The sequence below is a fragment of the Arthrobacter sp. 05T45 genome (genome assembly GCF_056395875.1).
In genome coordinates, this window is record NZ_JBFTKI010000016.1 from 75,409 (window position 1) to 101,908 (window position 26,500).

Consider the following 26,500-nt stretch of genomic DNA (forward strand, 5'->3'; position numbering starts at 1 on the left):
AATCATGAGATCTTCACCGGGCGTCCGGCCGGCCGCCGTCACGGCCCGCGGCTGGGGCTGGCGGCATGCCGGACGGGCCAGGCCCGCGGTCAGCGGCCTTGACCTGGACATCCGGCCGGGGGAGCGCGTGCTCCTGCTGGGGCCCTCCGGCGCCGGCAAGTCGACGCTGCTCCACGCCCTGGCCGGCGTGCTGGGCGACGGCGCGGCCGGCGACTCCGGCGACTCCGAAGATGCAGACGAGACCGGCAGCCTCCTGATCGACGGTGCCCCGCCACGGGCGCGGCGCGGCCGCGCCGGGCTGGTGCAGCAGGACCCGGAAACGCAGGTGGTGCTCTCCCGCCTCGGCGACGACGTCGCCTTCGGGGCGGAGAACCTCGCCGTCCCGGCGGCGGAGATCTGGCCGCGCGTGCGAGAGGCCCTCGACGACGTCGGGCTGGGACAGCTGCCGCTGGACCACCCGACGGCGGCCCTCTCCGGCGGCCAAAAGCAACGGCTGGCGCTCGCCGGGATCCTCGCGATGCGGCCAGGGCTGCTGCTGCTCGACGAGCCGACGGCCAACCTCGACCCCGCGGGCGTCCTGGAGGTCCGCGACGCTGTGGGCCGCTGCCTGGACAAGACAKGCGCCACGCTGGTGGTCGTGGAGCACCGGGTGGGGGTCTGGAAAGACCTGGTGGACAGGATCGTGGTGCTGCAGCCAGGGTCCGCCACGGACTCCGCGGTCTTGATTGACGGACCGCCGGACCGGGTCCTGGCCGAGGCGCGGGACATGCTCATCGGTGCGGGCGTCTGGGTGCCGGGCTACGTCCCGGCGACGCGGATGCGGACACCGGCGCGGGGCGCGGGACAGACTCTGCTCGCGGCCGACGCGCTCGCGGTGTCCCGCGAACGGCCGCGGCGGGCCGGGCTGCGCGACGGCTTCCGCACCATCGCGCCGCGTCCGGTCCAGTCCGGGGTTTCGGTCCGGGTCCGCGCCGGCGAGGCGCTGACCATCACCGGACAGAACGGCACAGGGAAGTCCACCCTGGCGCTGACGCTGGCCGGTCTCCTGCGGCCCGTCGCGGGAACAGTCTCGGCCACGGCGGAGCTGAGCAGTCCCGCCACCGGTCACTCCAGTGGTCACTCCAGTGGCCGCGTACGCGACGGCGCCGGACCCGATCCCTACCGGTGGAAGGCCCAGCAGCTGATCGCCAGGATCGGAACCGTCTTCCAGGAACCCGAGCACCAGTTCGTTACCGGCAAGGTCCTCGACGAGCTCATGTTCGGCCCGCGCCACCTCGGCTACGGCGAAGACCGCGTGGACGAACTGCTGGAGCGGCTGCGGCTGACGGAGCTTGTGGACGCCAACCCCTACACGCTCTCCGGCGGCGAGAAGCGGCGCCTTTCGGTTGCCACTGTGCTGGCGGCGCACCCCCAGGTGCTGGTCCTGGACGAGCCCACCTTCGGCCAGGATGCCAATACGTGGGCCGAACTCGCCTCGTTCCTCTCCGAGCTCCTCGACGCCGGCACCGCCGTCGTGTCCGTGACGCATGACGCCGAATTCAGCGCCGTCCTCGGCGGCGCCGAACTCCGCCTCCGGCCACGGGAAACCGCCGCCGCGGACGCTCACGGCCCGGATCTCGAGCTGCCGGAGGGGGCCTCGCCTTGAGGGACGCGCTGAGCCTGCGCGGCAACCATGCGCTGCTGACCCGAGCCAACCCGCTCGCCAAGTTCACGGCGGTCACCCTGATCACCCTGGTCCTGGCGCTCTCCATTGACTGGGTGTCGGCGTCGGTGGCGCTGGCGTTCGAACTGCTGCTGCTGCCGCTGGCGGGCCTGACTGTGGCCTTGCTGTGGCAGCGCGGCTGGCCGCTGATCCTCGCGGCGGCGCTGGGCGGCTGGAGCACGGCCATCCTGGCGGCCGATTCCGGACCCGTCCTGCTCGATGCGGGGATCTGGTCCGTCAGCGCCGGTTCCCTGCAGCTGGGGATCGGCTTCATGCTCCGCGGGCTCGCGATCGCATTGCCCGCGGTGCTGCTGATGAGCTGCACCGACCCCACGGACCTGGCCGATGCCCTGGCCCAGAACGCGAAACTGCCGCACCGGTTCGTCCTGGGCACCCTGGCCGCGATGCGGCTCGTCGGAATCATGGCCGAGCAATGGCAGACCATCGGTATGGCCCGGCGGGCCCGCGGCGTGGGCTCGAGCGGCAACCCCTATCAGCGGTTCCGCGCCACGCTGGGCCAGAGTTTCGGCCTGCTGGTGCAGGCGATCCGGAGCGCCTCGCGGCTCGCGGTGACCATGGAGGCCCGCGGCTTCGGCGGTGCCGCCCGGACGTGGGCCCGGCCCTCGACGTTCAGCGGACTCGATGCCTGGGTGCTGCTGGGCGGGCTCGGCATCGCCGCCGCCGCCGTCGCCGCGGCCCTCGGCGCGGGCACCTGGAACCTCGTCTTCCTCACCCGCCAGTAGACAGGCGCCGCCGGCCGGGCGGCCCGGGGGCCGGGCAGCCCGGGTAGCCCGGGCGGCCCGGGAGGCCCGGCGGGGCCGCCGGTTATCGCATGGTGTGGGTATTCATGTGACATTGGCGCCATTCCGGCCGGAATTGCCGTGGTTTATAAATCATGCGTGATATTTTCGGGAGCATGACTCAACCGACTGCTGAACACGTAGGCATCCTGCTCCGCGAGGCGCGCGGCGCCAAGGGCTGGACCCAGGGGCAACTCGCCGCCGAGCTGGGCACCAGCCAGAGCGCCATCGCCCGGATGGAACAGGGCAAGCAGAACCTGAGCCTGAAGATGATCCAGCGCCTGGAGGCGATCGTCGGGCACAGCATCGTCAAGGTGGGCCGGCCCCAGATGACCCACCTGCGCGTCGAGGGCGGCCGCACCCTCGCCGGCGCGGTGGACGTCAACAGCAGCAAGAATGCCGGCGTCGCGCTGTTGTGCGCCAGCCTCATCAACCGCGGCACCACCACGCTGCGCAGGCTTGCCCGGATCGAGGAAGTCAACCGGATCGTGGAGGTGCTGACCAGCATCGGCGTCGAGTGCACCTGGCTCAACGCGAACGACCTCCAGATCCGCCGCCCCGCCGTCCTGGACCTGGCCTCCATGGATGTGGAGGCGGCCCGAAGGACCCGCAGCGTCATCATGCTCCTGGGCCCGCTGCTGGACGAGGCCGACACCTACCGGCTGCCCTACGCCGGCGGCTGCGACCTCGGCACCCGCACCGTGCAGCCGCATATGCAGGCACTGCGCCAGTTCGGCCTTAGCGTGGAGGCGAAGTCCGGGTTCTACGCGGTGCAGGCGCCGCCGTCGGACGGTCACGACCGCTCCTTCGTGCTCAGCGAACGCGGCGACACCGTCACCGAGAATGCCATCATGGCCGCAGCCCACCGCCGTGGCACCACCATCATCCGCAATGCCAGCCCGAACTACATGGTGCAGGACCTGTGCTTCTACCTGCAGATGCTCGGCGTGGACATCGCCGGGGTTGGCACCACCACGCTGAAGATCACCGGCCGCCCGTCGATCGACGCCGACATCGAATACTTCCCGTCCGAGGACCCCATCGAGGCGATGAGCCTCATCACCGCCGGCATCGTGACGAACTCGGAAGTCACCATCCGCCGCGTCCCGATCGAGTTCATGGAAATCGAACTCGCCACGCTCGAGCAGATGGGCCAGCGGCTCGAGGTTTCCGGGGAGTACTTTGCCCGCAACGGCCGCACCCGCCTGGTGGACGTCACCACCAAGCCTTCGGAGCTGCGGGCGCCGGAGGACAAGATCCACCCCATGCCCTTCCCCGGGCTGAACATCGACAACCTGCCCTTCTTCGCGGTGATCGCCGCCAACGCCCACGGCCAGACAATGATCCATGACTGGGTCTACGAGAACCGGGCCATCTACCTGACCGAGCTCAACAAGCTCGGCGCCCAGGTCCAGCTGCTCGATCCGCACCGCATTTACGTCAACGGGCCCAGCAAGTGGCGAGCGGCCGAGGTGGGCTGCCCGCCTGCCCTCCGCCCCGCCGCCTGCCTGCTGCTGGCCATGCTGGCGGCCCGTGGCGTCTCGGAGCTGCGGAACATCTATGTCATTGAACGCGGCTATGAGGACCTGGCTGAGCGGCTGAACACCATCGGGGCGAAGATCGAGTATTTCCAGGACTGAGCCCCGCGTTGGTGTGGGGCGTTTCGGCGGATCCTGACGCACAATAGATTCATGCGCACCTTCGGCGTGGAGGAAGAACTGCTGATAGTGGACCCCGAATCGGGGATGCTGCTTGCCCTCGCTGACCTCATGCTGCCGAGTCTGGTGCCGCCGCAACAGGAAGCCGCCAGGGTTCTCCCGGCACAGAAACCGGTCCACGAAGGCGCCGACTTCAGCTACGAGCTCAAGCTCGAACAGATCGAGACCCAGACGCATCCGTGCCTGGAATACACGGAACTGCTCCGGCAGCTCAGGCGTGGCCGGTCCCTTGCGGACCAGGCCGCCCGGGCGCACGGCGGCCGGGTCGCGGCCCTGGCCACGTCGCCCCAAGGCTCAGCCACCCACCTGACGCCGAATCCGCGCTATATGACCATGCAGCAGCGCTTCGGGCTCACCGTCCGGAACCAGCTGACCTGCGGCCTCCACGTCCACACCTTTGTGGAGTCTCCGGAGGAGGGCGTGGCGGTAATGGACCGGATCCGCGACAAGCTGGCCGTGCTGATAGCACTCAGCGCGAATTCCCCCTACTGGAACGGGGCCGAGACCGGATTCGAAAGCTACCGCACCCAGGCCTGGAACCGCTGGCCGGGCTCGGGTCCCACGATGATCTTCGGCAGCCTGCCCGTCTACCGCCGCGTGGTCACCCGGCTGGTCGAAAGCGGCGTCCTGATGGATGAGGGGATGGTCTATTTCGACGCGCGGCTGGCCCGACAGCATCCCACCGTGGAGATCAGGGTCGCGGATGTCTGCCTGCGGGCCGAGGATGCTGCCCTGATTGCCGTACTGGTGCGCGCCCTCGTGGAGTCGGCCGCGCGGGAATGGGACGACGGCGTCGATCCCGCCCCGGTGCCCACGCTGCTGCTGCGGATGGCCGCGTGGCAGGCCAGCAATTGCGGACTGCGCGGGGAGCTACTGGACTTCGGAACCTTCACCCCGGCCCCGGCCGCGGACGTGGTCAGGGCACTCGTGGACTTCGTGGCCCCGGTGCTTGAGGAACAGGGCGAGCTGGAACTGGCGCGCGAGGGCGTCGAGCGGATTCTGGCAGAGGGCACCGGTTCGCAGCTGCAGCGCGGCCCGTTCCGGGCCGGCGGCCTGCCCGCCGTCGTCGAGCGGGCCATCGAACTGACCACCGAGGGGCCCGTCGCCGAGGGGCCGGCAGACAATCGTTCGGCCCTGGGCCGGTTGCGCCCGGCCTGACCGGGAGCCCGCAACACTTGCGGGTGCGGCGGAAGCCCTAGACCTGCTTGAGCGCCTGGCCGAGGTCGCGGATCAGGTCCTCCACATCCTCCAGGCCCACCGAGAGCCGGACCACGCCGTCGCTGAGCCCGATCGCCGCGCGGCCTTCCGGGCCCATCGCGCGGTGCGTGGTGGTGGCCGGGTGCGTGATGAGCGTTTTGGCATCGCCCAGGTTGTTGGAGATGTCGATGATCCGCAGCGCGTCCAGGAGTGCGAACGCGGCCTGCTTCGCCGTGCGCCCGGGGGAGGGCTGCAGTTCCAGGGTGAGCACGGTCCCGCCGGCCTTCATCTGCTGCACTGCGAGCGGGTACTGCGGGTGGGACGGCAGCAGCGGGTACTTTACCCAGCCGACCGCAGGCTGTCCCTCGAGCCATTCGGCCAGCCGCAGCGCGGAGGCCGAGGAATGGTTGACGCGCAAGGCCATGGTCTCCAGGCCCTTGGTGAGCACCCAGGCGTTGAACGCAGAAAGGGCCGGACCGGTGTGCCGCATGAGCTGCTTGACGGGCCCGTCGATGAATTCCTTGGTGCCCAGGATGGCCCCGCCCAAGACGCGGCCCTGGCCGTCGATGTGCTTGGTGCCGGAGTAGACCACCACGTCCGCGCCGAGGTCGCCGCAGCGCTGGAGCAGCGGGGTGGCGAAGACGTTGTCAACCACCACCGTGGCGCCGGCCGCGTGCGCCAGTTTGCTCACGGCGGCGATGTCCACGATTTCCTGCATCGGGTTCGACGGCGACTCGAAGAACACCGCCGTGGTCGGCTCGGACAGCGCGGATTTCCACTGCTCCAGGTCCGGGCCGTCCACGAAGACCGTCTCGACACCCCAGCGCGGCAGGATTTCGTTGAGGATCACGAAGCACGAGCCGAACAGCGAGCGGGCCGCGACCACCCGGTCGCCGGCCGCCAACAGCGCGCCCAGGGCGGTGAAGACGGCGGACATGCCGGACGCCGTCGCGAAACACGCCTCCGTTCCCTCGAGCAGCCGGAGCCGCTCCTGGAACGTGGCGACGGAGGGGTTGCCGTAGCGGGAGTAGACGAAGCGCTCGTCCTCACCGGTGAAGGCGCGCTCGGCGGCGGCCGCGGACTCGTAGACGAATCCTGAGTTAAGGAAGATCGGCTCGGTGGTTTCCTGGAAGCCGGTGCGGTCAAGGCCGCCACGGACGGCCTGGGTGTCGGCCGCCCAGCCGGCGGCGTCGGGATTGAAAGTCACTTAGATCTTTCCGAGGTTGGTGGGCAGGCCGCGGTTCTTCCAGCCATTGACGGTGCGTTCGCCAAAGCGGTCGGTCTCGCCTTCGAAGCCCTCAAGGACGTTGTACGAGGTGTAGCCGGCGGCCGTCGCGGCCGTCGCGGCCGCGATCGACCGGGCCCCGGAACGGCAAAGGAACACCAGTTCGACGGCGGTGTCCTCCGGCGCCTGCTGCCTTAGCTGTTCCACGAAGTGCGGGTTCGGCGTGCCGCCGGCGAGGTTCCACTGGATGAAGAGCGGATCGTTGCGGCTCTCGCCCGCCGCCGCGGTGTCCGGGATGCCGATGTGGGCCCATTCGCCCTCGGTCCGGACATCCACCAGGATGGCTCCGGCCTCCAGCTTGGCCCACGCCTCCTGCGGGCTGAGGTCTCCGGCGTAGCTCATGCGTGGCCCGCGAAGGCCCCGTCGGCGCCAAATTCGTCGGCGTCGAGCTCATCAACCGCATTGGCCACGGCGGCGTCCGCACTGGCAATCGCGGCCGGCAGGACCAGCGCCTGCGCCACGATCACGGTGCTTCCGTTGAAGCTGGCGGCGGGGCTTCCATGCAGCACGTAGCCCTCGGCCAGGGCGGCTGACACCCGCTCGCAAAAGGCGCGGTCATCCGCTCCGGTGAACAGGCGGTAGGCCAGCCTCTCCTCACCGGGTGCGGTGCCGGGTGCGGTACCGGGTGCGGCTGTTGTGGGTATTGACGTGTCGGGCACGACGGATCTCCTCTTTCACGCTTGCAGCTCGAATTCTCGAATGCCGAGTATTCACCTGAGGCACCCCGCCGCGAAAGGGAGGGTTGCCGACCGGCCAGTCAGGGCTTGGCACCGGTTCTCATTACTCCCCAAAAACGTAACACCTGCGACGCCGGACCGCACCGCCGCCATCGTCATGTTCCGTAACCGGACCGCGGCCCGGGCGAGTAGTGGCGGGCTCCAGTTTCGGGTACAGCCCACTCGTGTCTGCCGGAACGTTTCGCCGTTTACTGGGGGGATTAGGTCCGACGAGTCGGCCGGAGCTGCAGGTGATTCGAGCAATGTGTGAATCAAGCAGTCCCGGAATCGACCCGTCTGTCCATCAACAAGCTGTCTGGGAATCGGTGGCTGGAACGGTCGGAGCCGCAGCCGCGGTCCGGCCGGTGACGGCGGAATGGAGCAATCGTGGGCCCGCGCATACTCGTTACCGGGATTACAAGCGCCGCCGGACGGGCCGTCGCGGCCCAGCTCGAAGCCCGGGGCCTCCCGTACCTCGGCTCCGACGCCCGTGCCGACACCCGCCAGGCCGGGGAGGCTCCCGCCGCCGCGGTCAGGCTCCTGCCGGCGACGAACCCGGACATGGTCCTGGACCTGCGCCGGGTGGTGGACCGCGAAGCCATCAACGTCATCATTCCGACCCTCACCGTGGAACTCCCGGTCCTGGCCGCGGCCCGCGCCGGATTCGCCCAGGACGTGCGGATCATCGTGGCCGACCCCGCCGCGGTTGCCCTCGCCAACGACCGCCTGTTCGCCACCTGGGCGCTGCAAGCGGCCGGCATCCCGGTGCCCCGGTTCGCGGTTCCGGGCGACCTCGCCGCCGCGCCGGCATCCCTCGCCGGCCTCAGCGGCCCCGTGGTGGTCAAGCCGCGGGTCTTCAAAGGCTCCCCCGGTATCCACCTGCTGGCCGGAACCGACTCCGTTAGCTGGAAGAACATGCCGGCGGGGCAACTGGTCCAGGAATTTATCCCGGGCGCCGACTATGTGTGCCTGGCGTTCGGCACCCCGGCACGCAATGCGATGGCGCCGGTGGCGGTGGTCCTCGAGAAGACCAGGACTCCGTATGGACGCGCCGGCAGCGACGAGGTCAGCCGCAGGGTGCCGGCGAACCAGGCCGGGGATGTGCGCAAGCTGGGCCTGGCCGCCGTCCGCGCGCTCGGGCTGACCGGGCCGGTCCAGGTCCAGATCCGCCGCCGCACCGACGGAACGCCCGTGGTGCTGGGTGTCTGCGCGACCCTGGGGGAGAACAGCACCTGGGCCCCGGAAATGCTCGACGCCGTGCTCGCAACGTTCATGCTCCCGGCGTTCAACCCGGCCTCGTTCCGCCTGTGCCCGGCAGTGCCCGCGGACGCCCTGGGGTGAGCGCAACACCAACGCGGGGTCAGTTACGGCCCATCCGGGGACATGGGATGGGCCGTAACTGACCCCGCGTTGCTATTCGATGGTCGCGAAGAGGGCGTTGAGTTCGGCCGTGAGCTGGCGCCGCAGTTCCGGGGTGCCGATTTCCTGCCCGTCGATGTGGTTCACCGGGGCCAGGAGCCGGATGCTGGAGATCAGCCAGACCGCGTCGGCGTCCAGCAGGTCCTTCGGCTCCAGCGGGCCGTAACCCAGCTCCCAGCCGGCGGCCTTGGCGGCGGTGAACAGGGCGCCCTGTGATGTGCCGGGCAGGATGCCGCTGTCCAGCTGGGGCGTGATGAGCCGCCGGATGGTGCGGACGCCGCCGGCGCCGTCGTCCGAGGTTTCCAGGTGGGCCAGCAGAACGGTCGACGTCGGTCCTTCCAGCACCCGGCCGTCCGCGGACGTGAAGATGACGTCGTCGGCGCCCTGCCGGTGGGCGTAGCGCAGCGCCGCCATGTTCACGGCGTAGGAAAGGGTCTTGGCGCCGAGCAGGAGCCACGGGGCGCGCTCGCCGACTTCACTGTCGTAGCCGCGGTCGAGCAGGATGACGTCGATCCCGGTCTCGCGCTGCCGCCGTCCCGCGGCGGCCGGGGCGGAGGCCTGGACCCAGCACGTGGGGGCAGCCGCGCCCTCCGGCCCGCGGGTGACAATCAGCTTCACCACCACCTCGTCCTGCGCCGCGCCGCCCGGTGCAGCCGCGGCGGGTTCCTGCCCGCGGAACTCGCAGATGGCGGTTTCCACCGCCCGCCGCCATGCATCCTCGGCGGGGATGTCCAGTTCCAGAAGCCGGGCAGAGCCGGCCAGCCGGGTCAGGTGCGCCTGGATCTTGCGGGGCCGGCCGCCGACGGCCAGGAGGGATTCGAAAACGCCGTCGCCGCGGGTGGCGCCCAGGTCCGTGGCCATCAGCTGGGGCTGCGACGCGTCGGCAACGCGGCCGCCGTCGAACGCCGGGTCGAGGAAGACCAGAACGGTCGCGGGCGCGGGAACGGGGGCAGGAGTGGTCATGGCTAAAGCTTAGTCTCGGTGGTCCCGGGATAGGATTTGGGCACTGCCCGTTCGGAACTGTTCCGCGTGGCTTGTACGTTGAGGGGTTCGCCTGTGTTTTGGCCATTTCCGCTGGCGGAGACTTTACCGTCCTGGGCGATTCTGATTTTGACGGTGATCGACTTCGCCATCCGAGTGCTGGCACTGGGCATCATCCCCGGAAACCGGCGGCCCACCACCGCGATGGCGTGGCTGCTGGGCATCTTCATCGTGCCGACCATCGGCCTGCTCCTGTTCCTGCTGTTCGGCAACTTCCGGCTCTCCCGCAAGCGCCGCGCGCAGCAGGACGCGGTCAATACCCGAGTGCGTGCCGGGACCTCGGAACTGGCGATGCTGGAAAGCCGCTACGCCGGACCCGAATGGGTGGCTTCCGCCGCGGAACTGAACAAGACGCTGGGCTCGCTGCCGATGGTGGACGGTAACCAAGTGGAGCTGCTGCCCGGCTACCCCGACTCCATCAAGGCGATGGCCGCGGCGGTCCGCGGCGCAAAGTCCTTCGTCAATGCCGAGTTCTACATCATGAGCTCGGACCACGTCACGGACGATCTGCTGACTGCGCTGGAAGAGGCCGCCGAGCGCGGCGTCGAGGTCCGTGTCCTGTTCGATCACCTTGGCACGCTTCGCATCAAGGGCTACCGCAAGCTGATCGCCCGGCTCAAGGCCAGCAAGATCCGCTGGCGGCCGATGCTGCCGCTCAGCCCGCTGCAGGGGCAGTGGCGCCGACCGGACCTGCGCAACCACCGCAAGATCATGGTGATCGACGGCGAGATCGCCTTCACCGGATCGCAGAACCTGATCGAGCCCTCCTACAACAACCCCAAGCACCGCAAGATCGGCCGCGAATGGGTCGAGCTGATGGCCTGCCTGCGTGGACCGATCGTCACCACGCTCAACGTCGTCTTCGCCACGGACTGGCTCAGCGAGACCGACGAATCCATTGAGGAACAGCTCGCGCACCGGCCCGAACTGCACGCCGGCAACATCACCGCCCAGGTGGTGCCCAGCGGCCCCGGCTTCATCACCGAAAACAATCTGCGGCTCTTCAACACGCTGATTTACTCGGCTCAGCGGAAGATCTCGATCTGCAGCCCGTACTTCGTCCCTGATGACTCGCTGCTGTATGCGGTGACGACGGCGGCGCAGCGCGGCGTCGACGTCGAACTCTTCGTCTCGGAAAAAGGCGACCAGTTCCTGGTCCACCACGCCCAGCAGTCCTACTATGAGGCGCTGCTTGAAGCCGGGGTGCGGATCTACCTCTACAAGGCCCCCTTCGTGCTGCACGCCAAGCACTTCACGATCGACGACGACGTTGCCGTGCTGGGTTCCAGCAACATGGACATGCGCTCCTTCTCGCTGAACCTGGAGGTCTCGGTGATGCTCCTGGGGGAGGACATCGTGCGGCGGATCAGCGCCGTGGAGGACACCTACCGGGGCATTTCGCGCGAACTTACGCTCGAGGACTGGATGAAACGTCCGATGGGCGTCAAATACGTGGACAACGTCGCGCGGCTGACGGCCACCCTGCAGTAGCCGGGGCCGGCGGGACAGCCGACTCAGCCCGTGGGAAACCCGGCGCCGAGCGTCGAGAGGACGCCGAACGCTTTGGTCCGGATTTCGTCGTACTCCTCCTGCGGGGTCGAGTCGGCGGTGACAGCGCCGCCGACGCCGAGACTCAGTTCCGCGGCACCCTCGCCGAGGGCGCTGACCACGAGGGTCCGGATTGCCACGGCGAGGTCGGCGGCCCCGTTCAGGGAGAAGTAGCCGATCGCCCCGGAGTACACGCCGCGCGGCGCGGCCTCCAGCCGGTCCAGGATGGCCATGGTGCTGACCTTCGGGGCGCCGGTCATCGAACCCGCGGGGAAGCAGGCCGCAACCGCCTCGGCCCGCGGCATCCCGGGCCGCAGCCGGGCATCGATGGTGCTCACCATCTGGTGCACGGTGGCGTAGCTCTCGATCGCGCATAGCCGGCTGACGGCCACCGAACCCGGGACGGCGAAATGGCTCAAGTCGTTGCGCAACAGGTCCACGATCATGATGTTTTCCGCCCGGTCCTTGGCCGAAGACTCCAGCTCCTGGCGCAGGGCGGCATCCGTGCCTGGATCTGTGTCCCGGCGGCGCGTGCCCTTGATCGGCTCGGCCCGCATCCTGCCGTCCGCGGCAATCTGCAGGAACCGCTCCGGCGACGTGCTCGCAACGGCGAGCCCGCCGAACCGCAGGAAGCTGGCGAACGGGGCCGGGTTCCGGTGCCGCAGGTCCAGGTAGGCCGGCCACGGATCCACGCCGTGAGGCCCCGCGGGCGAGGCAGCCGTGAGCACCGTGGTCAGGCAGACCTCGTAGGTGTTTCCTTCCGCGATCTCACGCTGGGCCTCGGTGACCTTCGCCTTGTAGCCGGCTTCCGTGTCCCGGGCGGCGAAGCGCGGGGCGGTGGTTTGCGGGGCGCTGACACGCTGGGCCGGGGAGGCATGAGCGGCCGCTTGCGCCGACGCGGCCGCGGTGACGGCCGTGCGTGCCGTCTGAAGCCAGTCCCCGGCGTCGGGTGCGTCCAGGGTCAGCAGCCAGGCTGTGCCCTCGGCATGGTCAAGGACCACGGCACGGCCGGCGAAGATCAGGCAGGCGTCCGGGGTGGCGGCGGTGACGTCGTTCCCGCCGGTTTCGCGCTTGAGCTCGTAGCCGAGGTACCCGAGCCAGCCCAGGGTGAACTCGCACGGGTAGGCTTCGGGTGCGCGGAGCGCGCGGCGGCCCCACACGCCGTCGAGCCAGCGGAAGAACGGGCCATCGGTGGTCACGGTGGCCTGGCCCGTGCTGACGCGGGTCCGTCCGGAACTGTGCCGGACGGCCTGGCCGAAGCGGCCGCCGTCGTCGGCCAAAATGCTGAAGCGGCTCCGCTCCGCGGCCCCCGGGGCCAGTCCTGCCGGGTCCAGGGAGGAATCGAGCCATACGGCGTTGGGTGAACCGCCAAAGAGCGCCGCAAACAGCTGCCCGGCCTCGGGCCGGGCCTCGATCCGTTCTGCCAGCAACTGCAGCCCGCGCCGGGCGGCGAGTTCGGGCAGCAGGGCAGGGGCGACGGCGGGAAGGTACTGAAGGGCCTGCAGGACGTCGTCCGGGGCGGTGCCGTCCGCCAGGTTGAGCACGTGCAGATCCGCGCGGGCCGGGACGTCATCGGCCGCCAGCCACTCCGCTTCCTGCGCAGCCCACTGGTCCCAAAACGGTTCGTAGGTGTCGCCGTCCCGGGCCAGCGCCCGGGCCCGGCGGTCCGCGTCGGAGGAGTCCGCCCAGATCACGGCGTCCAGCAGGGGCACTGCGGCCGCCGCGGCGGCACCGACGCCCTCCACCAGGACGATTTCGGCCGGGCGTGTGGTGCGGGCCTCGCCGTCGTAGTGCCGTGCCCAGTCCCAGCTGACCCATTCCGCGTTCTCCCCGCGCCGCAAGGGCGAAAGCACGGTGGTGACGTAGCGTTCGATCCCCGCCGCCAGCCCGTTCCAGCCGGGATAGATGTCCTCGAGGTGGAAGAGCGAGACCTTGTGGTGTTCCCTCAACCGCGCCGCCAGCTCGATGGCCAGGGTGGTCTTGCCGGAGCCGGAGCGCCCGTCGATTGCGATGATGACGGGTGCGGGGCTCATGAAATAGAGCGTACCGGCTGCTGTGCATTGGCTTGATCACTGCCGTGATGTTGCCCGTCCTGCCGCTCAAGCTCGGTGCGTACGTGCTGCACAATCCCCGGAAGGGAGGCCCGGATAAGGTTCCAGGTGGTGTCGAAGTCGGTGTGGCCGCCGTACCACGGGTCCTCGATGCCCTGCTCCAGCGGGTCCTTGTCCGCCACGGCGGGGTCGAAGCTGCGGAGCATGCGGATCTTGGCCAGCGAGACCCGGTCCGGTGCTGCCTGCCGGAGCCAGCCGTAGTGGTCGACGTCGAGGGCCAGGACCAGATCCCGGCTCGCGAACCATTCGGGCCGCCATTCGCGCGCCACGTGGCGGTCCGAAGCGATGTTCTGCGCCGTGAGTTTGCGCGCTGCCCGGGGATCGATGGGCCGGCCGGCCTCATACGCGGTGGTGCCGGCGGAATCGACCACGGCCCCCGTGAGGCGCTCGGCCCGGAATGCCTCCGCCAGCATAAGTTCCGCCATCGGGGACCGGCAGATGTTTCCGGTGCAGACCGCGATGATCCGGTACTGGCTCGACATTGAGGTCATAGCTAAGCATGAACGATCCCGGGCCTCTTGGCTAGCTGGCCCCCGCGAAGTATTACAAAAAATGTCAACTGACTTTTAGTTTTTGTCATGCCCGGGCCCGGGTGCGGCCGGCTCCAGCCCGAGGTGCCGGACCAGCGCGTCGAGGACCGGCAGCTGGCCCTTGACCAGCCTGGACCGGGCTGCGGGCTCGGCGGTCCATTCCGCGCGGTCGATCTCGGGGAAGCTGCCGATCGTGCCGGATCCCCTCGGCCACTCCAGCTCGAAGGTGTTGCTCACGATGCGTTCGGGCTGGAAGTCCGTTTCCGCCGTGAAGACCGTGATGATCTTGCCGGAGGGCTGGCGGAAGTCGCCAAGCCGGTGGTAGTCGGCGGCGGGTGCCGGTGTGCCGATTTCCTCCGCGAACTCGCGGTGCGCGGCCGCCAGGGGGTCCTCGTCGGCGAGGTATTCCCCCTTGGGGATGGACCAGCCGCGGGAGTCCTTGCGGGCCCAGAACGGTCCGCCCATGTGGGCTATCCAGAGCTCAAGCTGCGGTGTGCTGCCGGATGGCGGCGCCCCGCCGGGCGGTGATGCACCCCTTAGCCGGTACAGCAGAAGGCCGGCGCTGCGAACGGTCATGGCTCCCTCCTGCCCCAAGGGTATTCCCCCAGTGCTTGAGCGGCCGCGATCAGGCCGCCGGCCCCCACAGCGCCTTGCGGAGCAACCCCTTGAGGGTTTCGATCTCCGGGGCACTGAGGCCGGCCAGGGCGGCGGATTCCGCGTCCCGCGCCGCGGCCTCGGCCCGCCGGAAGAGGGCTTCCCCCTCCGGGGTCGAGGAAACAATCTTGGCGCGCCGGTCCAGCTTCCCGGGCGCCCGGATCACCAGCCCGCGCTTCTCCAGCTCGTCGATCAGGGCGACAATCTGGCTCGGGTCCAGGCTGAGGAACTCGGCCATCTCCCGCTGGGTTGGTTCCAGCCCGCTGTTGGCCAGGGCCAGCACCGAATAGGAGCGCTCCTTGAGATCGAACGCGGCCAGGGCGCGGTTGTTCAGGGCCGACCCGCCGGCATGCAGCTTGGCCAGCAGGAAACCCGCGTCCAGGCTTATGGTTGCCGCCGTGAGCTTCTCCGCAGGCTCGGTGCCCGGCTCGTCGTCAACTTCGGTCGCCATGCCCAACTCCAATAGTCCAAAAAATAAATCGTTGACTTTTTCAACTATCCATATTTTCATGGATACAGAACAGCATCCCATGCCGCGGGGCCGGATGCACAAGGCAGCTAGCAAAGGAGCGGCAATGAGCCTGTCAGGAAAAGTAGCAATCGTCACCGGAAGCGGACGGGGCCTCGGCCTGGCCTACGCCCGGGAACTGGCCCGCCAGGGCGCCGCCGTCGTCGTCAACGATGTGGACGCCGAGGTCGCCGCCGACGCTGTCCGGACGATTCAGTCCGACGGCGGCCGCGCAGCCGCCGTCGTCGCCCCGGTGGGCAGCTCCGACGTCGCCAAGAAGCTCGTGCAGGCGGCCGTCACGGAGTTCGGCCGGCTGGACATCCTGGTCACCAACGCCGGCATCCTGCGGGACAAGAGCCTGCTGAAGATGACGGACGAGGACTTCGACGCCGTGATCAACGTCCACCTGCGCGGCACCTTCACCTGCGCCCGGGAGGCCTTCGGCTACTTCAAGGAGCACGGCATTCCCGGCCGCATCATCACCATCGGCTCCCCGACGGGCCAGCGCGGCAACTTCGGCCAGACCAACTACGCCGCCGCGAAGGCCGGAATCGTGGGCATGGTGCGCACCTGGGCGCTGGAAATGAAGAAAGCCGGCGTCACCGCCAACGCCGTCATTCCCGTGGCCGCCACCGCCATGACCAAGACCGTCCCGTACTTCCAGAAGGCCGTCGAGGCCGACGAGCGCGGCGAGACGATGCCGGCCTTCTTCCGCCACGACCTCGGGTTTGGCACGGCCGGCGACGTCGCCGGGCTGGTGGCCTTCCTGGCCTCCGACGCGGCCGCCGGCGTCACCGGCCAGGCAATCGGGGCGGGCGGTGACCGGCTGCAACTCTGGACCCACCCCGACGCCGCCGCCACCGAATACCGCGAGGGCGGCTGGGGCTACCAGGATCTCGTGGACAACTTCGGCGCGCTCTTCGGGGACAAGCTGCAAAGCGTCGGCGAGGACTTCCTGCCGCTGCCGGCGGAACTGCAGCCCGAACCGGCCGAGGTCCGCTGAGATGGCTGCCCAGCGCTACGAACCCGGCATCGACGCCGCCTCACTCGATGCGATCGACATGCACGTCCACCTCGAAGTGGACGGCCACGGCCACGAGTCCCTTCCGGCGGCCCTGACCGAGGCCTCCGCCAAGTACTTCAAGGCCGAGGACCGCAGCCCTTCGCTGGACCGGATCGCAGAGGTCTACCGCGAACTGAACATGGCCGCCGTCGTCTTCACCGTCGACGCCCGGACCCAGCTCAAGCACGAGCCCAACAGCATCCCGGACCTCATTGCCGGGGCGGCGCGGAACAACGACGTCCTGATCCCCTTCGGGAGCGTGGACCCCCGCACCGGCGCCGAGGCGATCCAGGGCGCCAAGCACCAGGCAATCGACCTCGGCGCGCGCGGGTTCAAGTTCCACCCGAGCCTGCAGGGCTTCGACCCCTCCAACGAGCAGTTCTACCCGCTCTGGGAAACCCTGCAGGAACTGCGCCTGCCGGCCATCTTCCACACGGGACAGAACGGCATGGGGGCGGGGCTCCCGGGCGGGTACGGCATCAAACTGGCCTACTCCAACCCGCTCCTGCTCGACGCCGTGGCCGCGGACTTCCCGGAGCTGCAAATCATCATGGCCCACCCCTCGGTGCCGTGGCAGGACGAGGCCAACTCGATCGCCACGCACAAGGCCAACGTGTTCATCGACCTCTCCGGCTGGTCCCCGAAGTACTTCCCGGAGTCCCTGGTCCGGATGGCCAACTCGGTCCTGCAGGACAAGGTCCTGTTCGGCACCGACTTCCCGCTCATCACCCCGCAGAAATGGCTGGGCGCCTTCGCGGACCTGCCGCTGAAGGACGAGGTCCGGCCCAAGATCCTCAAGCACAACGCCGTCCGCCTGCTCGGGCTCGGTGGCTGAGGTGTCCGTGGAAACCGCGCCCCAGACAACAGCCCAGGAGCGCCTCTACGGCGTATGCGACTACTACGACGCCGAATCCCTCCTCGCCGACGCGGAGCGGAAAGTGCTGGGGCGGCTGCGGGAGTTCCTGGACACCCAGGCCCGGCCGCTCCTGGCCGACTACTGGGAGCGCGGCGAGTTCCCGGACCAGCTCGCGCGGCCGCTGATCGACCTGGACCTCATGGAACCGGCGGAACTGACCGGCGCCCCGGGTGCGGGTCAGACACCGGCCCGGGGCATCTACCAGGGCTTCCGGATCTTCGAACTCGCCCGCACGGACGCCTCGCTGGCCACCTGGTACACGGCCCAGGCCGGGCTGTTCCGGACCGCCATCCGGGTCGGGGCCTCCGCGGAACAGCGGGCCGAATGGATGCCCAGGGTCATCGACTTCTCGCTCAAGGGCGTCTTCTCGCTGACGGAGCCGGAATCCGGCTCCGACATCGCCGGCGGACTCGCGACGACGGCCCGCAGGGAAAAGGGGCGTGAGGCCGGCCCGGACGGCGATACCTGGGTCCTGGACGGCGCCAAGCGCTGGATCGGCGGCGCGGCAACGGCCGACGTCCTTGCCGTCTTCGCCCGCGACGTCGCCGACGGCCAGGTCAAGGCTTTCCTCGTGGACCGCGAGGCGGCCGGCGTGACCCTGGAGAAGATCCACGGCAAGACCGCGCTGCGGATGATGCAGAACGCCCACATCACCCTCGACGGCGTCCGCGTCCCCGAGGCCAGGCGGCTCCACAACGTGAACTCGTTCCGGGACGTGGCGGCGATGCTGCGGGCCATGCGCTCGGACGTCGCGTGGATCGCCGCCGGCATCGCTGCAGGAGCTTTCGAAGCCGCGCTGCGCTACGTCTCCGGGCGCCGGCAGTTCGGCCGCCCGCTCGCGTCCTTCCAGCTCGTCCAGGAAAAGCTCGCCCGGATGCTCGGCAACGTCACCTCGGCGCTGTCCCTGGTGGTCCGGCTGACCGAACAGCAGGAGAAGGGCATCTACCGGGACCAGGACTCGGCCCTGGCCAAGATGCAGACCTCCCTGCTGATGCGCGAGACCGTGGCGCTGGCCCGCGAAGTGGTGGGCGGCAACGGCATCACGCTCGCGGCCGACGTCGCACGGTTCCATGCCGATGCAGAGGCCGTCTACTCCTATGAGGGGACCCACGAGATCAATGCCCTGATCGTCGGCCGGGCCCTCACCGGCCACAGCGCCTTCACCCGCTGACGCTCTTTACCCGCTGACGGCGTTCCGCCGTCGTAGTACACCCAAACCCAACCGCTCCAGGAGCCAAAGATGCCCAACCTCGTCGTCGACTTCGACAAACTCCTCACCCTCGCCGGCACCGACCTCGGCGCCACCGACTACCGCGAAATCACCCAGGAACAGATCAACAAGTTCGCCGACGCCACGGGCGACGACCAGTGGATCCACGTGGACCCGGAACGCGCCAAGGACGGCCCCTTCGGCGCCCCGATCGCCCACGGCTTCCTCACCCTCTCGCTCATCATCCCGTTCTGGGGCGAGCTGTTCGACGTCGACGGCGTCACCACCAAGGTCAACTACGGCCTCGACAAGGTCCGCTTCACCTCCCCCGTCAAGGTGGGTTCACGCATCCGCATGCGGGCCACCATCGCCGAAGTCACCGAGGTCAAGGGCGGCGCCCAGATCAAGGTCGCCAACACGATCGAGATCGAAGGCCAGGAACGCCCGGCCGTCGTGGCCGAGTTCCTCGCCCACTTCTACAAGTAAACCGCCACACCCCTTCACCATCCCCCTCTGCCATAAGGAACAACGATGTCCCAAATTTCGCAGTTGCAGGCCATGGACGCGGGTACGCGTCGCCGTGAAGCACGGACCGTCATTGCCTCCAGCTATCTCGGCAGCACCATCGAGTACTACGACTTCCTGCTCTATGCCACGGCCGCCGCGGTGGTCTTTCCCAAGGTGTTCTTCTCCGGCGCGGACGAATGGGTGGGGGTGGTGGCCGCGTACGGGACGTTCGCCGCCGGCTACGTGGCACGGCCCCTCGGCGGCATCATCTTCGGCCACTTCGGCGACCGGCTGGGACGCAAGAACATGCTGATTGTCTCGATGCTGGTCATGGGCATCGCCTCCACCCTGATCGGACTGGTGCCCGGCGCCGCGGTGGCCGGAGCCTGGGGTGCCGTGATGCTCGTGATCCTCCGGGTCTGCCAGGGCATTGCCGTCGGAGGGGAGTGGGGCGGCGCCGCCCTCATGGCGCTGGAGCATTCGGAATCGGGCAAGCGCGGCTTCGCGGCTTCGTTCGTCAACGCCGGCGCCCCCACCGGCGCGGTGCTGGGCACCCTGGTGATGGGCGCGTTCGCGGCCCTGCCCAACGAGCAGTTCCTGGCCTGGGGCTGGCGCGTGCCGTTCCTGCTGTCCTTCGTCCTGCTGGGCATCGGCATGTTCGTCCGGCTCAAGGTCTCCGAAAGCCCCATCTTCAAGGCGGCACTGGAACAAGAGAAAGCCGAGCGGGAACAGGCCGAACGGGACAACACCCAGCGGACGGTGCCGGGCAGCGCGCCGGTGCGCCGCGAGATTCCCCTCCTGCAGGTCCTGCGCCGGCCCAAGACCCTGATCTTCACCATGCTGGCCGGCGCGGCCGGGTTTGCGCTCCAGGTGGTGCTGGCCACGTTCTCCGTGACCTACGCCGTGTCCAAGGGTGCGGACCGGCAGGGCGTTCTCTACGCCTTCGCGGCCGCCTCCTTCGTGTCCATCGCCTTCGTGATCATGGGCGGCCGGCTCTCCGACAAGCTGGGACGGCGGCCCGTCATGATCGGCGGCCTGGTGCTCTTCATCCTGTACCTCACGCCGATGTTCCAGCTCCTGTCCTCCAACAACATCGGGCTGATCTTCGTGGCCTTCGCCGTGGGCCTCATGATCCATTCCACCCTGTTCGGCCCGCTCGCGGCGTTCGTGTCCGAGCAGTTCGGCACCACCTCGCGCTACACCGGCGCCTCGCTGGGCTACCAGCTCGCCACGCTCCTCGGCGCGGGATTCACGCCGGGCATCGTGGCGCAGATCTTCAAGGATTCCGGACAGGACACGGCCGCCGTGGTCTGGTACCTGACCATCATGTCCGTCGTGTCGATCGTCTTCATCCTGCTGACGCGAGAGCCCAAGAACAACGATCTGCAGACTGTCCGGTCCTAACCAGGCCCGCTGGCGCTACCGTCTAACTAGAAAGGATTTTCCGTGGAGAATTTTGGCATCGGCTCGTGGCTGCAACGGCGCCGCCCGAAGTCGGGCACCAAGACCGCAATCATCGCCGGGGAACGCAGTCTCAGCTACAGCGAGCTCGCGGGACGCTCCACCCGGCTCGCCAACGCCCTCCGGGACCGCGGCGTAATCAAAGGCGACAGAGTGGCCTACCTGGGCGAAAACGATCCCTCCTTCCTGGAGACCCTCTTCGCCGCCGGCCTGGCAGGTGCCGTCTTCGTCCCGCTGAACACCCGGCTCGCGCCGCCCGAGATCCAGTTCCAGCTCCGGGACAGCGGCGCTGTCGTGCTGGTCCACTCGGAGGCGCTCGCGGTGCTCGCGGAACGCGGCTCGGCGGAGACGGCCGTGGGTTCGCGGATCGTCGTCGACGAGTCGACAGCGCCAGCCAAAACAGTGCCCGATTCAACGCTGCCCGATTCAACGCTGCCCGACGGCGGGGCCGACGGCGGCGCTGGCCGGGGAACCGCCGTGGAGGCGTATGAGGCCGTCATCGCGTCCGGTGCGGCGCTGGCGCCGGACGAGCCCGTGGGCCTGGACGACGCCGCCATGATCCTCTACACCTCCGGAACCACCGGAAACCCCAAAGGCGCGCTCCTGACCCACGGCAACATCACGTGGAACTGCATCAACGTGCTGGTCGATTTCGACTTTGCCTCCACCGACGTGGCTCTCATGATCTCCCCGATGTTCCACGTCGCCTCCCTGGACATGGGCGTCCTGCCCACGCTCCTCAAAGGTGGCACCGTGATATTGGAGGCCAAGTTCGATCCCCGCCGGACGCTCGAGCTGATCCAGCAGCACCGCGCAACGACTATCAGCGGGGTGCCCACGACCTACCAGATGCTGTGCGAGCACCCGGACTGGGACGCCACGGACCTCAGCTCGCTGAACAAACTGACATGCGGCGGGTCCGCGGTGCCGATGCGGGTCCTGGAAGCCTACGAGCGGAGGGGGCTGCGCTTCTCCAACGGCTACGGCATGACCGAGACGGCCCCGGGCGCCACCACGCTGCCGGCGGCGAGGTCCCGGGACAAGGCCGGGTCCTCCGGACTGCCGCATTTCTTCACCGATGTCCGGGTGGCCGATCCCCTCGACCCGGCGTCCGGGCCCGCTGCGCCCGGAATGGTGGGGGAGATCCAGATCAAGGGTCCCAACGTCATCCACCAGTACTGGAACCGGCCCGAGGCCTCGTCGGACTCCTACACAGGGGACGGCTGGTTCAAGTCCGGAGACATGGGCTACAAGGACCCGGACGGTTTCGTGTTCATCTCCGACCGGCTCAAGGACATGATCATCTCCGGCGGGGAGAACATCTATCCCGCCGAGGTGGAGCAGGCGATCGCCGAGCTCGACGCCGTCGGAAGCGTCGCGGTGATCGGGGTGCCGGACGAGAAATGGGGCGAGGTGCCGCGGGCCGTGGTGCTGTTGCGGGAGGGCGCCCGGCTCACGGAAGAGCAGCTGCGCTCCCACCTGGAGGGCCGGCTGGCGAGGTATAAGATCCCCAAATCCGTCGTCTTCGTGGACGAGATGCCCCGGACAGCGAGCGGCAAGATCCGGAAAGCGGACCTTCGGAAGCTGGCGCCCGGCCACGTCTGACGGGGGAGCCCGGTCCCGGACGGTGAGCCGGTCTCTGGTCGCCGCCGGCGGCCGCGGTGCTTAGTGGATTGCGGCCAGCAGGACGCCGACGCCGACGAAGAGCCCGCCGAACGTCCGGTTCAGCACCTTTTGCCCGCGGGCGTCGCGGGTGAAGCGCTGGAAGGACCGGGCCGCAGCCGCGAAGAAGAACCACATGACCGCCACGTCGATCACGATCACGGTAGCGGCCAGGACCACGTACTGCGGCAGCAGCGGCTGCTCCGGCCGGATGAACTGCGGCATGAAGGCCAAGAAGAAGACCACGGCTTTGGGGTTGAGCAGATTGACCCAGAGGCCACGGCGGAACATGGACAGGCCCGGCTCGTTGCGCAGGGCCGCGGCCTTCTCCTGATCCAGGTCCGGCTTGTGCAGGAACTGCCGGATGCCCAGGTAGACCAGGTAGGCGGCGCCGGCGTAGCGGATCACGTTGAAGGCAACCGGTGAGCTCGCCACGAGCACCCCGACGCCGAGGGCCACGATCAGGATGTGCACAACGAGGGCGGCCTGCTGGCCCAGGATGCCCCAAAGGGACCGGCGGAATCCCGAGTTCAGGGAGTTGCTCATGGTGTTGATGGCGCCCGCGCCGGGAGTGAAGCTGATCAGGACGCCGGCGCCGGCCAGGGCCAGCCAAAGGGAGGGTTGCACCAGGTAAGTTTACGGTCCCGGCCGTGGCGGGTCCGATTGATGACGGGAGTCAGTCGCGGCTGAGGCCGTAGCTGAGAATCATGTTGCCTTTGCTGGTCTGCTGGGACGACTGCAGCTCCAGCCGGGTGAGGGCATCGCCGTCGTTGAACAGCCGCCGCCCGCTGCCGGCGATCACGGGATGGACGATCAGCATCAAGGTGTCGAGCAGCCCGGCGAACAGTAACTGGTGGACCAGCGAAATGCTGCTGAAGATCCCGATTTCACCGCCGTCGCTGTTCTTCAGGGCCGCGACGAAGTCTTCCAGCGGGCCCTCGATCAGGCGTGAATTTTGCCAATCCAGCTCGCCTGTCAGGGTCCTGGACGCGACAAATTTCGGCAGCGGATTGATGAATCCGGCAAAGTCCGCGTCGCTTTCGGCGTTGGGCCAGTATTCTGCCCATTGCTGGTAGCCCACGCGGCCGAGGAGCGCAGTGTCGATCCGGCCCATCATCTCGCCCATCCCGGCACCGAGCTCTTCGTCGAAGCTGTCGAATTGCCACTTGAACGGGTCTTCAACCACGCCGTCCACAGAGCAGAAAAGGCCGGCCGTCAATTTGCGCATGGGTTTCTCCTTGCCGTGGGTCTCCAGTCCAGATATCTAATGCACCCTATCCGCAGACCCGGAAGCAGGGAATGGCTGCCGGCAACTCGACGGCGAACGCCCCGGAGGCCGGCCGTGCCGCCAGCATCGCGGGTCTTGGGCGTGCAAGGAGCGCGCCCAAGACCCGCTAAGGGTTAGCCGTTGGACGTGTAGCCATCCGTGGCGGTGTCCCCGGGGCCGCCATGGCCGCCGCCGGGGCCGCCCTGGCCTTCCTGGGTTGCGGTCACCGTGAAGTTCGCATCCAGCAGGACAGTGGCGCGCGTGCCGTCCGCCTTCGTGATGTGGGCTTCGTAGGTGGCGCCGTCGGCGTCAGTCTCCATCCGCTCGATCGCCGCATCCGGCTGGGCGGCCTTTACCGCCGCTTCGACCTTCGTGGCGGTGTCGCCGGTGAGGACCTCCTCCGTCTTTCCGTTGGCCTGGTGCGGGCCGCGCTGGCCCCCGATGCCGTAGCCGTCGGTGGCCTGGGTCGAGGACGAGCTGCCGGTGGAATCGGCAGCCATCGCGGGGATGGCCGATGCGCCGATGGCGCCGCCGCCGATCACCGCAGCGAGCATGATGCCCGCGGTGGTCTTGTTGATCTTTGCCATGGTGAAACTCCTTTGCTGGGGCCCGGGCTTCCGGGCCGGCCGAGGATTCGGCCTGTACCCAGCCTCAGGCGCGGAGTTGTGGCTGCACTTTCGGCGGCCTGTGCCGGTGCTGTGACCACGGCCGCCGCTCACGCCCGGGCGATGACCTCGCCGTTGGGAATCAGGAACCAGCCGTCGTCGGTGGAGCCCCACCGGTGCCAGCCCGCGGAAATCCGGGCCAGGTCCGCCTCGCTGGCCAGGCCGTACTCGAGCGCCTGGTCGGCAAAGGACGAATGCAGCACCCGCTCGCCCCACACCCGGGCCTGCCAGCGCCGCTCATGCCCAGTGGCGTAGAGCCAGTTGCTGCTGGACGGCGCCACATCCGTGAAGCCGGCGGCCTGCGCCCAGGACACGAGCCGGCGGCCGGCGTCGGGCTCGGCGCCATTGCGGCGGGCGATCCGCTGGTAGAGCTCCATCCAGTCGTCGAGTTCGGGGATGGCCGGGTACCAGCTCATGCCGTGGAAGTCGGCGTCGCGCACCGCCACTATCCCGCCTGCCTTGGCCGCCCGCCGCATCTCCCGCAGCGCCGCGACGGGGTCCGTGAGGTGCTGGAGGACCTGATGGGCGTGGACGACGTCGAAGGATTCGTCCGGGAAATCGAGGTCGTAGATGTTGCCGGCGGCAAAGCCGACATTGTCCACGCCGCGCTCGACGGCGAGGGCCGCGGCCTGGGCGATGATGTCGGGGGAGCGGTCCAAGCCTGTGACCCTGCCCGGCGCCACCAGCTCCGCGAAGTCGCAGGTGATGCTGCCAGGCCCACAGCCGACGTCGAGGACGGAGGTCCCGGGCATCAGATGCGGGAGCACGAACGCTGCCGAGTTTTCCGCCGTGCGGGAGGCATGGGCACGGACCACCGACTCGTGGTGGCCGTGCGTGTACACATCGTCAGGCTGCTGCGCACTCATAATGGAACGCTACCCTCCCTCGCCCGGAAAAGGGTGGACCCCCAACTGCGGGTCAGCAAGCGCGCGCCGGCAGGCAGTTTTTTGCGGCTGGACGTCAATATTGCCGCTTCCGGCGTCCGAGGTTCTGCGGATGGATGGCTGTTATCTACGTCGGGGCGATCCTCGGTTCGGGTGTCCTGGTGTTCCGGCCATGGCGGCTGACGTGGCCGGCCAGGCCTCCCGGGTACCCACAGGCTTGGTGGCCCTTGACACGGTGAGATGTCTAACCGAGGCGAGGCGTAGGAGCCGCAAATCGTGCCGGCTCCTACGCCCTAAATCGCACCTACCAGTGGGAGAACTGACCTTCATATAGGCCGGCCGGATCGATCTTCGGCCGTCAAACGACTACTGCTGTGGCGGTGGAGGTCTTCGCGGTGGTGGTGTAGCCGGTCTTGGTTCCGGTGACGGTGACGGTGAGTGTCTTGCCGGCATCGGCTGCAACAGGCTTGTAGGTCGCGGCGGTCGCGCCGGTGATGGCGACGCCGTTGGCTTTCCACTGATACGTCAGGGTCACCGGTGACGGTCCCCAAGTCCCCGGCGTCGCAGTCATGGTCGAGCCGACCTTAGCCGTGCCCGTGATAGTCGGTACCGGCGCTGTCAGGGAGCCTTTCGCGACTACTGCTGTGGCGGCGGAGGTCTTCGCGGTGGTGGTGTAGCCGGTCTTGGTTCCGGTGACGGTGACGGTGAGGGTTTTGCCGGCGTCGGCTGCAACAGGCTTGTATGTTGTGGCGGTCGCGCCGGTGATGGCGACGCCGTTGGCTTTCCACTGATACGTCAGGGTCACCGGTGACGGTCCCCAAGTCCCCGGGACCGCGGTCAGGGTCGAGCCGACCTTAGCCGTGCCCGTGATGGTCGGCACCGGCGCTATCAGGGAGCCTTTGGCGACTACTGCTGTGGCGGCGGAGGTCTTGGTTATGGAGGGATACCCGGCCTTGCCGGCCGTTACTTTCAGAGCGATGGTCTTACCGTAGTCGGCGGCAAGCAACACGTAGGTTTTCCCTGTTGCCCCGGTGATGGCCGTCCCGGAGCGGAACCACTGGAAACCCAGTACATCCGGCGTCGGTGACCAGGTTCCAGTGACCGCTGTCAAAGTCCGGCCGACCTGGGGAGTCCCGGAGATGCTGGGTAGAGGAGTTGTGGACCAAATCCACCCCGCATTGAGGGTGTAGGTTTTGCCCCAGCTCGCTGCGCCGTCGTAGCCGTAGATCTGGATGTAGGCGCGGCCAACAGGAAGGTTGATTTGTTGGCCAGCGAGCCAGCTGCCGTCAGCGGCGGAGCCGTCGAGGTCGAAGCTGTAGAGGTTGGTGCCGTTGGCGTTGTAGATGCTGACCCTGTAGGTGAATCCGGTTCCGAGCCCGGCGGGGAACTTGAAGTTCAGGCCGACCCGGCCTGSCTTGGGCAGGTCGATGGCGTAGTAATCGGTGTCCTCGGAGCTTGCGCTCAGTGTTGAGCCGGAAATGGTGGTTCCCAGGGGCACCACTGTTGCGGCTGCGGTGCTGCTGTTGGGTTCGAGTTCGACGGTCCCCGCGCTCAGGGTGGTGTTGAGGGTGTAGGTTTTGCCCCAGCTCGCTGCGCCGTCGTAGCCGTAGATCTGGATGTAGGCGCGGCCTGCGGG

At 68.5% G+C, this 26,500-nt stretch carries 24 protein-coding genes, 1 pseudogene and 1 riboswitch; of the genes and pseudogenes, 12 read left to right on the forward strand and 13 right to left on the reverse strand.

Features of this window, described 5'->3' with window-relative positions; all coding sequences use genetic code 11:
- The first annotated feature begins 4 nt into the window (after positions 1 to 4).
- From AC1DGD_RS15035 to AC1DGD_RS15050, 4 genes are all read left to right on the forward strand, one after another.
- On the forward strand, positions 5 to 1,645 hold the full coding sequence (locus tag AC1DGD_RS15035) for an ABC transporter ATP-binding protein (protein WP_476857323.1): 1,641 nt from the start codon (positions 5 to 7) through the stop codon (positions 1,643 to 1,645).
- A complete protein-coding gene (locus AC1DGD_RS15040) occupies positions 1,642 to 2,445 on the forward strand; it encodes an energy-coupling factor transporter transmembrane component T family protein (protein ID WP_476857324.1) in 804 nt (267 codons plus the stop codon). The genes AC1DGD_RS15035 and AC1DGD_RS15040 overlap by 4 nt, the downstream gene beginning before the upstream one ends.
- 173 nt (positions 2,446 to 2,618) lie before the next feature.
- On the forward strand, positions 2,619 to 4,142 hold the full coding sequence (locus tag AC1DGD_RS15045; protein WP_028275394.1) for a UDP-N-acetylglucosamine 1-carboxyvinyltransferase: 1,524 nt from the start codon (positions 2,619 to 2,621) through the stop codon (positions 4,140 to 4,142).
- 51 nt (positions 4,143 to 4,193) lie between these two features.
- Entirely contained in the window at positions 4,194 to 5,378 is a 1,185-nt protein-coding gene (locus AC1DGD_RS15050; protein ID WP_476857325.1) for a glutamate--cysteine ligase 2, read from the forward strand.
- 37 nt (positions 5,379 to 5,415) lie between these two features.
- Here AC1DGD_RS15050 and AC1DGD_RS15055 read toward each other — a convergent pair whose 3' ends face one another.
- From AC1DGD_RS15055 to AC1DGD_RS15065, 3 genes are read right to left on the reverse strand one after another with little or no spacing between them, the layout of a single operon-like run.
- On the reverse strand, positions 5,416 to 6,624 hold the full coding sequence (locus AC1DGD_RS15055) for an O-succinylhomoserine sulfhydrylase (protein WP_230008211.1): 1,209 nt from the start codon (positions 6,622 to 6,624) through the stop codon (positions 5,416 to 5,418).
- Complete coding sequence (locus AC1DGD_RS15060) at positions 6,625 to 7,044, reverse strand: rhodanese-like domain-containing protein (protein ID WP_476850764.1); 420 nt, start codon at positions 7,042 to 7,044, stop codon at positions 6,625 to 6,627. It abuts the gene before it with no gap.
- The gene (locus AC1DGD_RS15065; RefSeq protein WP_476857326.1) at positions 7,041 to 7,361 is read right to left on the reverse strand and encodes a DUF1737 domain-containing protein; all 321 of its coding nucleotides are present in this window, start codon (positions 7,359 to 7,361) and stop codon (positions 7,041 to 7,043) included. Before AC1DGD_RS15065 ends, AC1DGD_RS15060 begins: the two co-directional genes overlap by 4 nt.
- 12 nt (positions 7,362 to 7,373) lie before the next feature.
- Positions 7,374 to 7,487: riboswitch (SAM riboswitch) on the reverse strand.
- Positions 7,488 to 7,805: 318 nt separating this feature from the next.
- Here AC1DGD_RS15065 and AC1DGD_RS15070 point away from each other — a divergent pair.
- On the forward strand, positions 7,806 to 8,759 hold the full coding sequence (locus tag AC1DGD_RS15070) for an ATP-grasp domain-containing protein (RefSeq protein ID WP_476857327.1): 954 nt from the start codon (positions 7,806 to 7,808) through the stop codon (positions 8,757 to 8,759).
- Positions 8,760 to 8,831: 72 nt separating this feature from the next.
- Here AC1DGD_RS15070 and AC1DGD_RS15075 read toward each other — a convergent pair whose 3' ends face one another.
- A complete protein-coding gene (locus AC1DGD_RS15075) occupies positions 8,832 to 9,800 on the reverse strand; it encodes an aminodeoxychorismate lyase (RefSeq protein WP_230008541.1) in 969 nt (322 codons plus the stop codon).
- Positions 9,801 to 9,893: 93 nt separating this feature from the next.
- Between AC1DGD_RS15075 and cls the strand changes: the two genes are divergently transcribed.
- Positions 9,894 to 11,369 (forward strand): cardiolipin synthase, encoded by a 1,476-nt coding sequence (cls, locus tag AC1DGD_RS15080; protein WP_476857328.1) that lies wholly within the window; start codon positions 9,894 to 9,896, stop codon positions 11,367 to 11,369.
- A 23-nt stretch (positions 11,370 to 11,392) separates the two neighbouring features.
- On the opposite strand, the gene pabB is transcribed toward cls, so the two are convergent.
- The 4 genes from pabB to AC1DGD_RS15100 all read right to left on the reverse strand — a co-directional run bounded on the left by pabB (position 11,393) and on the right by AC1DGD_RS15100 (position 15,172).
- On the reverse strand, positions 11,393 to 13,459 hold the full coding sequence (pabB, locus tag AC1DGD_RS15085; RefSeq protein ID WP_476857329.1) for an aminodeoxychorismate synthase component I: 2,067 nt from the start codon (positions 13,457 to 13,459) through the stop codon (positions 11,393 to 11,395).
- Positions 13,456 to 14,028, reverse strand: coding sequence for a low molecular weight protein-tyrosine-phosphatase (locus AC1DGD_RS15090; protein ID WP_476857330.1), 573 nt, complete (start codon positions 14,026 to 14,028; stop codon positions 13,456 to 13,458). The genes pabB and AC1DGD_RS15090 overlap by 4 nt, the downstream gene beginning before the upstream one ends.
- A gap of 75 nt (positions 14,029 to 14,103) precedes the next feature.
- The gene (locus AC1DGD_RS15095) at positions 14,104 to 14,643 is read right to left on the reverse strand and encodes an NUDIX hydrolase (RefSeq protein ID WP_476857331.1); all 540 of its coding nucleotides are present in this window, start codon (positions 14,641 to 14,643) and stop codon (positions 14,104 to 14,106) included.
- A gap of 49 nt (positions 14,644 to 14,692) precedes the next feature.
- Positions 14,693 to 15,172 carry a MarR family winged helix-turn-helix transcriptional regulator gene (locus tag AC1DGD_RS15100; protein WP_476857332.1) on the reverse strand — a complete coding sequence of 160 codons (480 nt, stop codon included), beginning with the start codon at positions 15,170 to 15,172 and terminating at the stop codon, positions 14,693 to 14,695.
- Positions 15,173 to 15,296: 124 nt separating this feature from the next.
- Between AC1DGD_RS15100 and AC1DGD_RS15105 the strand changes: the two genes are divergently transcribed.
- The 6 genes from AC1DGD_RS15105 (at position 15,297) to AC1DGD_RS15130 (ending at position 21,991) form a co-directional block, all read left to right on the forward strand.
- Positions 15,297 to 16,232: an SDR family NAD(P)-dependent oxidoreductase gene (locus AC1DGD_RS15105; protein ID WP_476857333.1), complete on the forward strand. Its 936-nt coding sequence runs from the start codon at positions 15,297 to 15,299 to the stop codon at positions 16,230 to 16,232.
- A 1-nt stretch (position 16,233) separates the two neighbouring features.
- Positions 16,234 to 17,127 carry an amidohydrolase family protein gene (locus tag AC1DGD_RS15110; RefSeq protein ID WP_476857334.1) on the forward strand — a complete coding sequence of 298 codons (894 nt, stop codon included), beginning with the start codon at positions 16,234 to 16,236 and terminating at the stop codon, positions 17,125 to 17,127.
- Between the two features lie 7 nt (positions 17,128 to 17,134).
- Positions 17,135 to 18,379, forward strand: coding sequence for an acyl-CoA dehydrogenase family protein (locus AC1DGD_RS15115; RefSeq protein WP_476857335.1), 1,245 nt, complete (start codon positions 17,135 to 17,137; stop codon positions 18,377 to 18,379).
- Between the two features lie 69 nt (positions 18,380 to 18,448).
- Positions 18,449 to 18,904 carry a MaoC family dehydratase gene (locus AC1DGD_RS15120; protein WP_476857336.1) on the forward strand — a complete coding sequence of 152 codons (456 nt, stop codon included), beginning with the start codon at positions 18,449 to 18,451 and terminating at the stop codon, positions 18,902 to 18,904.
- Between the two features lie 45 nt (positions 18,905 to 18,949).
- Entirely contained in the window at positions 18,950 to 20,329 is a 1,380-nt protein-coding gene (locus tag AC1DGD_RS15125) for an MFS transporter (RefSeq protein ID WP_476857337.1), read from the forward strand.
- Between the two features lie 42 nt (positions 20,330 to 20,371).
- Complete coding sequence (locus tag AC1DGD_RS15130) at positions 20,372 to 21,991, forward strand: acyl-CoA synthetase (protein ID WP_476857338.1); 1,620 nt, start codon at positions 20,372 to 20,374, stop codon at positions 21,989 to 21,991.
- Positions 21,992 to 22,051: 60 nt separating this feature from the next.
- Here the strand turns inward: AC1DGD_RS15130 and AC1DGD_RS15135 are convergent, their stop codons facing one another.
- The 5 genes and pseudogenes from AC1DGD_RS15135 to AC1DGD_RS15155 form a co-directional block, all read right to left on the reverse strand.
- Entirely contained in the window at positions 22,052 to 22,675 is a 624-nt protein-coding gene (locus AC1DGD_RS15135; RefSeq protein ID WP_230008202.1) for a LysE family transporter, read from the reverse strand.
- 49 nt (positions 22,676 to 22,724) lie between these two features.
- A complete protein-coding gene (locus AC1DGD_RS15140; RefSeq protein ID WP_476857339.1) occupies positions 22,725 to 23,276 on the reverse strand; it encodes a dihydrofolate reductase family protein in 552 nt (183 codons plus the stop codon).
- A gap of 173 nt (positions 23,277 to 23,449) precedes the next feature.
- Entirely contained in the window at positions 23,450 to 23,902 is a 453-nt protein-coding gene (locus AC1DGD_RS15145; protein ID WP_476857340.1) for a hypothetical protein, read from the reverse strand.
- 128 nt (positions 23,903 to 24,030) lie between these two features.
- Positions 24,031 to 24,846, reverse strand: a complete 816-nt coding sequence (locus AC1DGD_RS15150; protein WP_243180592.1) for a methyltransferase domain-containing protein — start codon at positions 24,844 to 24,846, stop codon at positions 24,031 to 24,033.
- Between the two features lie 376 nt (positions 24,847 to 25,222).
- Positions 25,223 to 26,500: pseudogene (locus AC1DGD_RS15155) on the reverse strand (hypothetical protein); the annotation flags it as partial.

Excerpts from the sequence above, each read along its gene's own strand:
- AC1DGD_RS15045 (WP_028275394.1), top strand. The coding sequence starts at position 2,619 with ATGACTCAACCGACTGCTGAACACGTAGGCATCCTGCTCCGCGAGGCG.
- AC1DGD_RS15050 (WP_476857325.1), top strand. The coding sequence starts at position 4,194 with ATGCGCACCTTCGGCGTGGAGGAAGAACTGCTGATAGTGGACCCCGAA.
- AC1DGD_RS15060 (WP_476850764.1), bottom strand. The coding sequence starts at position 7,044 with ATGAGCTACGCCGGAGACCTCAGCCCGCAGGAGGCGTGGGCCAAGCTG.
- AC1DGD_RS15075 (WP_230008541.1), bottom strand. The coding sequence starts at position 9,800 with ATGACCACTCCTGCCCCCGTTCCCGCGCCCGCGACCGTTCTGGTCTTC.
- pabB (WP_476857329.1), bottom strand. The coding sequence starts at position 13,459 with ATGAGCCCCGCACCCGTCATCATCGCAATCGACGGGCGCTCCGGCTCC.
- AC1DGD_RS15090 (WP_476857330.1), bottom strand. The coding sequence starts at position 14,028 with ATGACCTCAATGTCGAGCCAGTACCGGATCATCGCGGTCTGCACCGGA.
- AC1DGD_RS15095 (WP_476857331.1), bottom strand. The coding sequence starts at position 14,643 with ATGACCGTTCGCAGCGCCGGCCTTCTGCTGTACCGGCTAAGGGGTGCA.
- AC1DGD_RS15100 (WP_476857332.1), bottom strand. The coding sequence starts at position 15,172 with ATGGCGACCGAAGTTGACGACGAGCCGGGCACCGAGCCTGCGGAGAAG.
- AC1DGD_RS15105 (WP_476857333.1), top strand. The coding sequence starts at position 15,297 with ATGAGCCTGTCAGGAAAAGTAGCAATCGTCACCGGAAGCGGACGGGGC.
- AC1DGD_RS15110 (WP_476857334.1), top strand. The coding sequence starts at position 16,234 with ATGGCTGCCCAGCGCTACGAACCCGGCATCGACGCCGCCTCACTCGAT.
- AC1DGD_RS15120 (WP_476857336.1), top strand. The coding sequence starts at position 18,449 with ATGCCCAACCTCGTCGTCGACTTCGACAAACTCCTCACCCTCGCCGGC.
- AC1DGD_RS15125 (WP_476857337.1), top strand. The coding sequence starts at position 18,950 with ATGTCCCAAATTTCGCAGTTGCAGGCCATGGACGCGGGTACGCGTCGC.
- AC1DGD_RS15140 (WP_476857339.1), bottom strand. The coding sequence starts at position 23,276 with ATGCGCAAATTGACGGCCGGCCTTTTCTGCTCTGTGGACGGCGTGGTT.
- AC1DGD_RS15145 (WP_476857340.1), bottom strand. The coding sequence starts at position 23,902 with ATGGCAAAGATCAACAAGACCACCGCGGGCATCATGCTCGCTGCGGTG.
- AC1DGD_RS15150 (WP_243180592.1), bottom strand. The coding sequence starts at position 24,846 with ATGAGTGCGCAGCAGCCTGACGATGTGTACACGCACGGCCACCACGAG.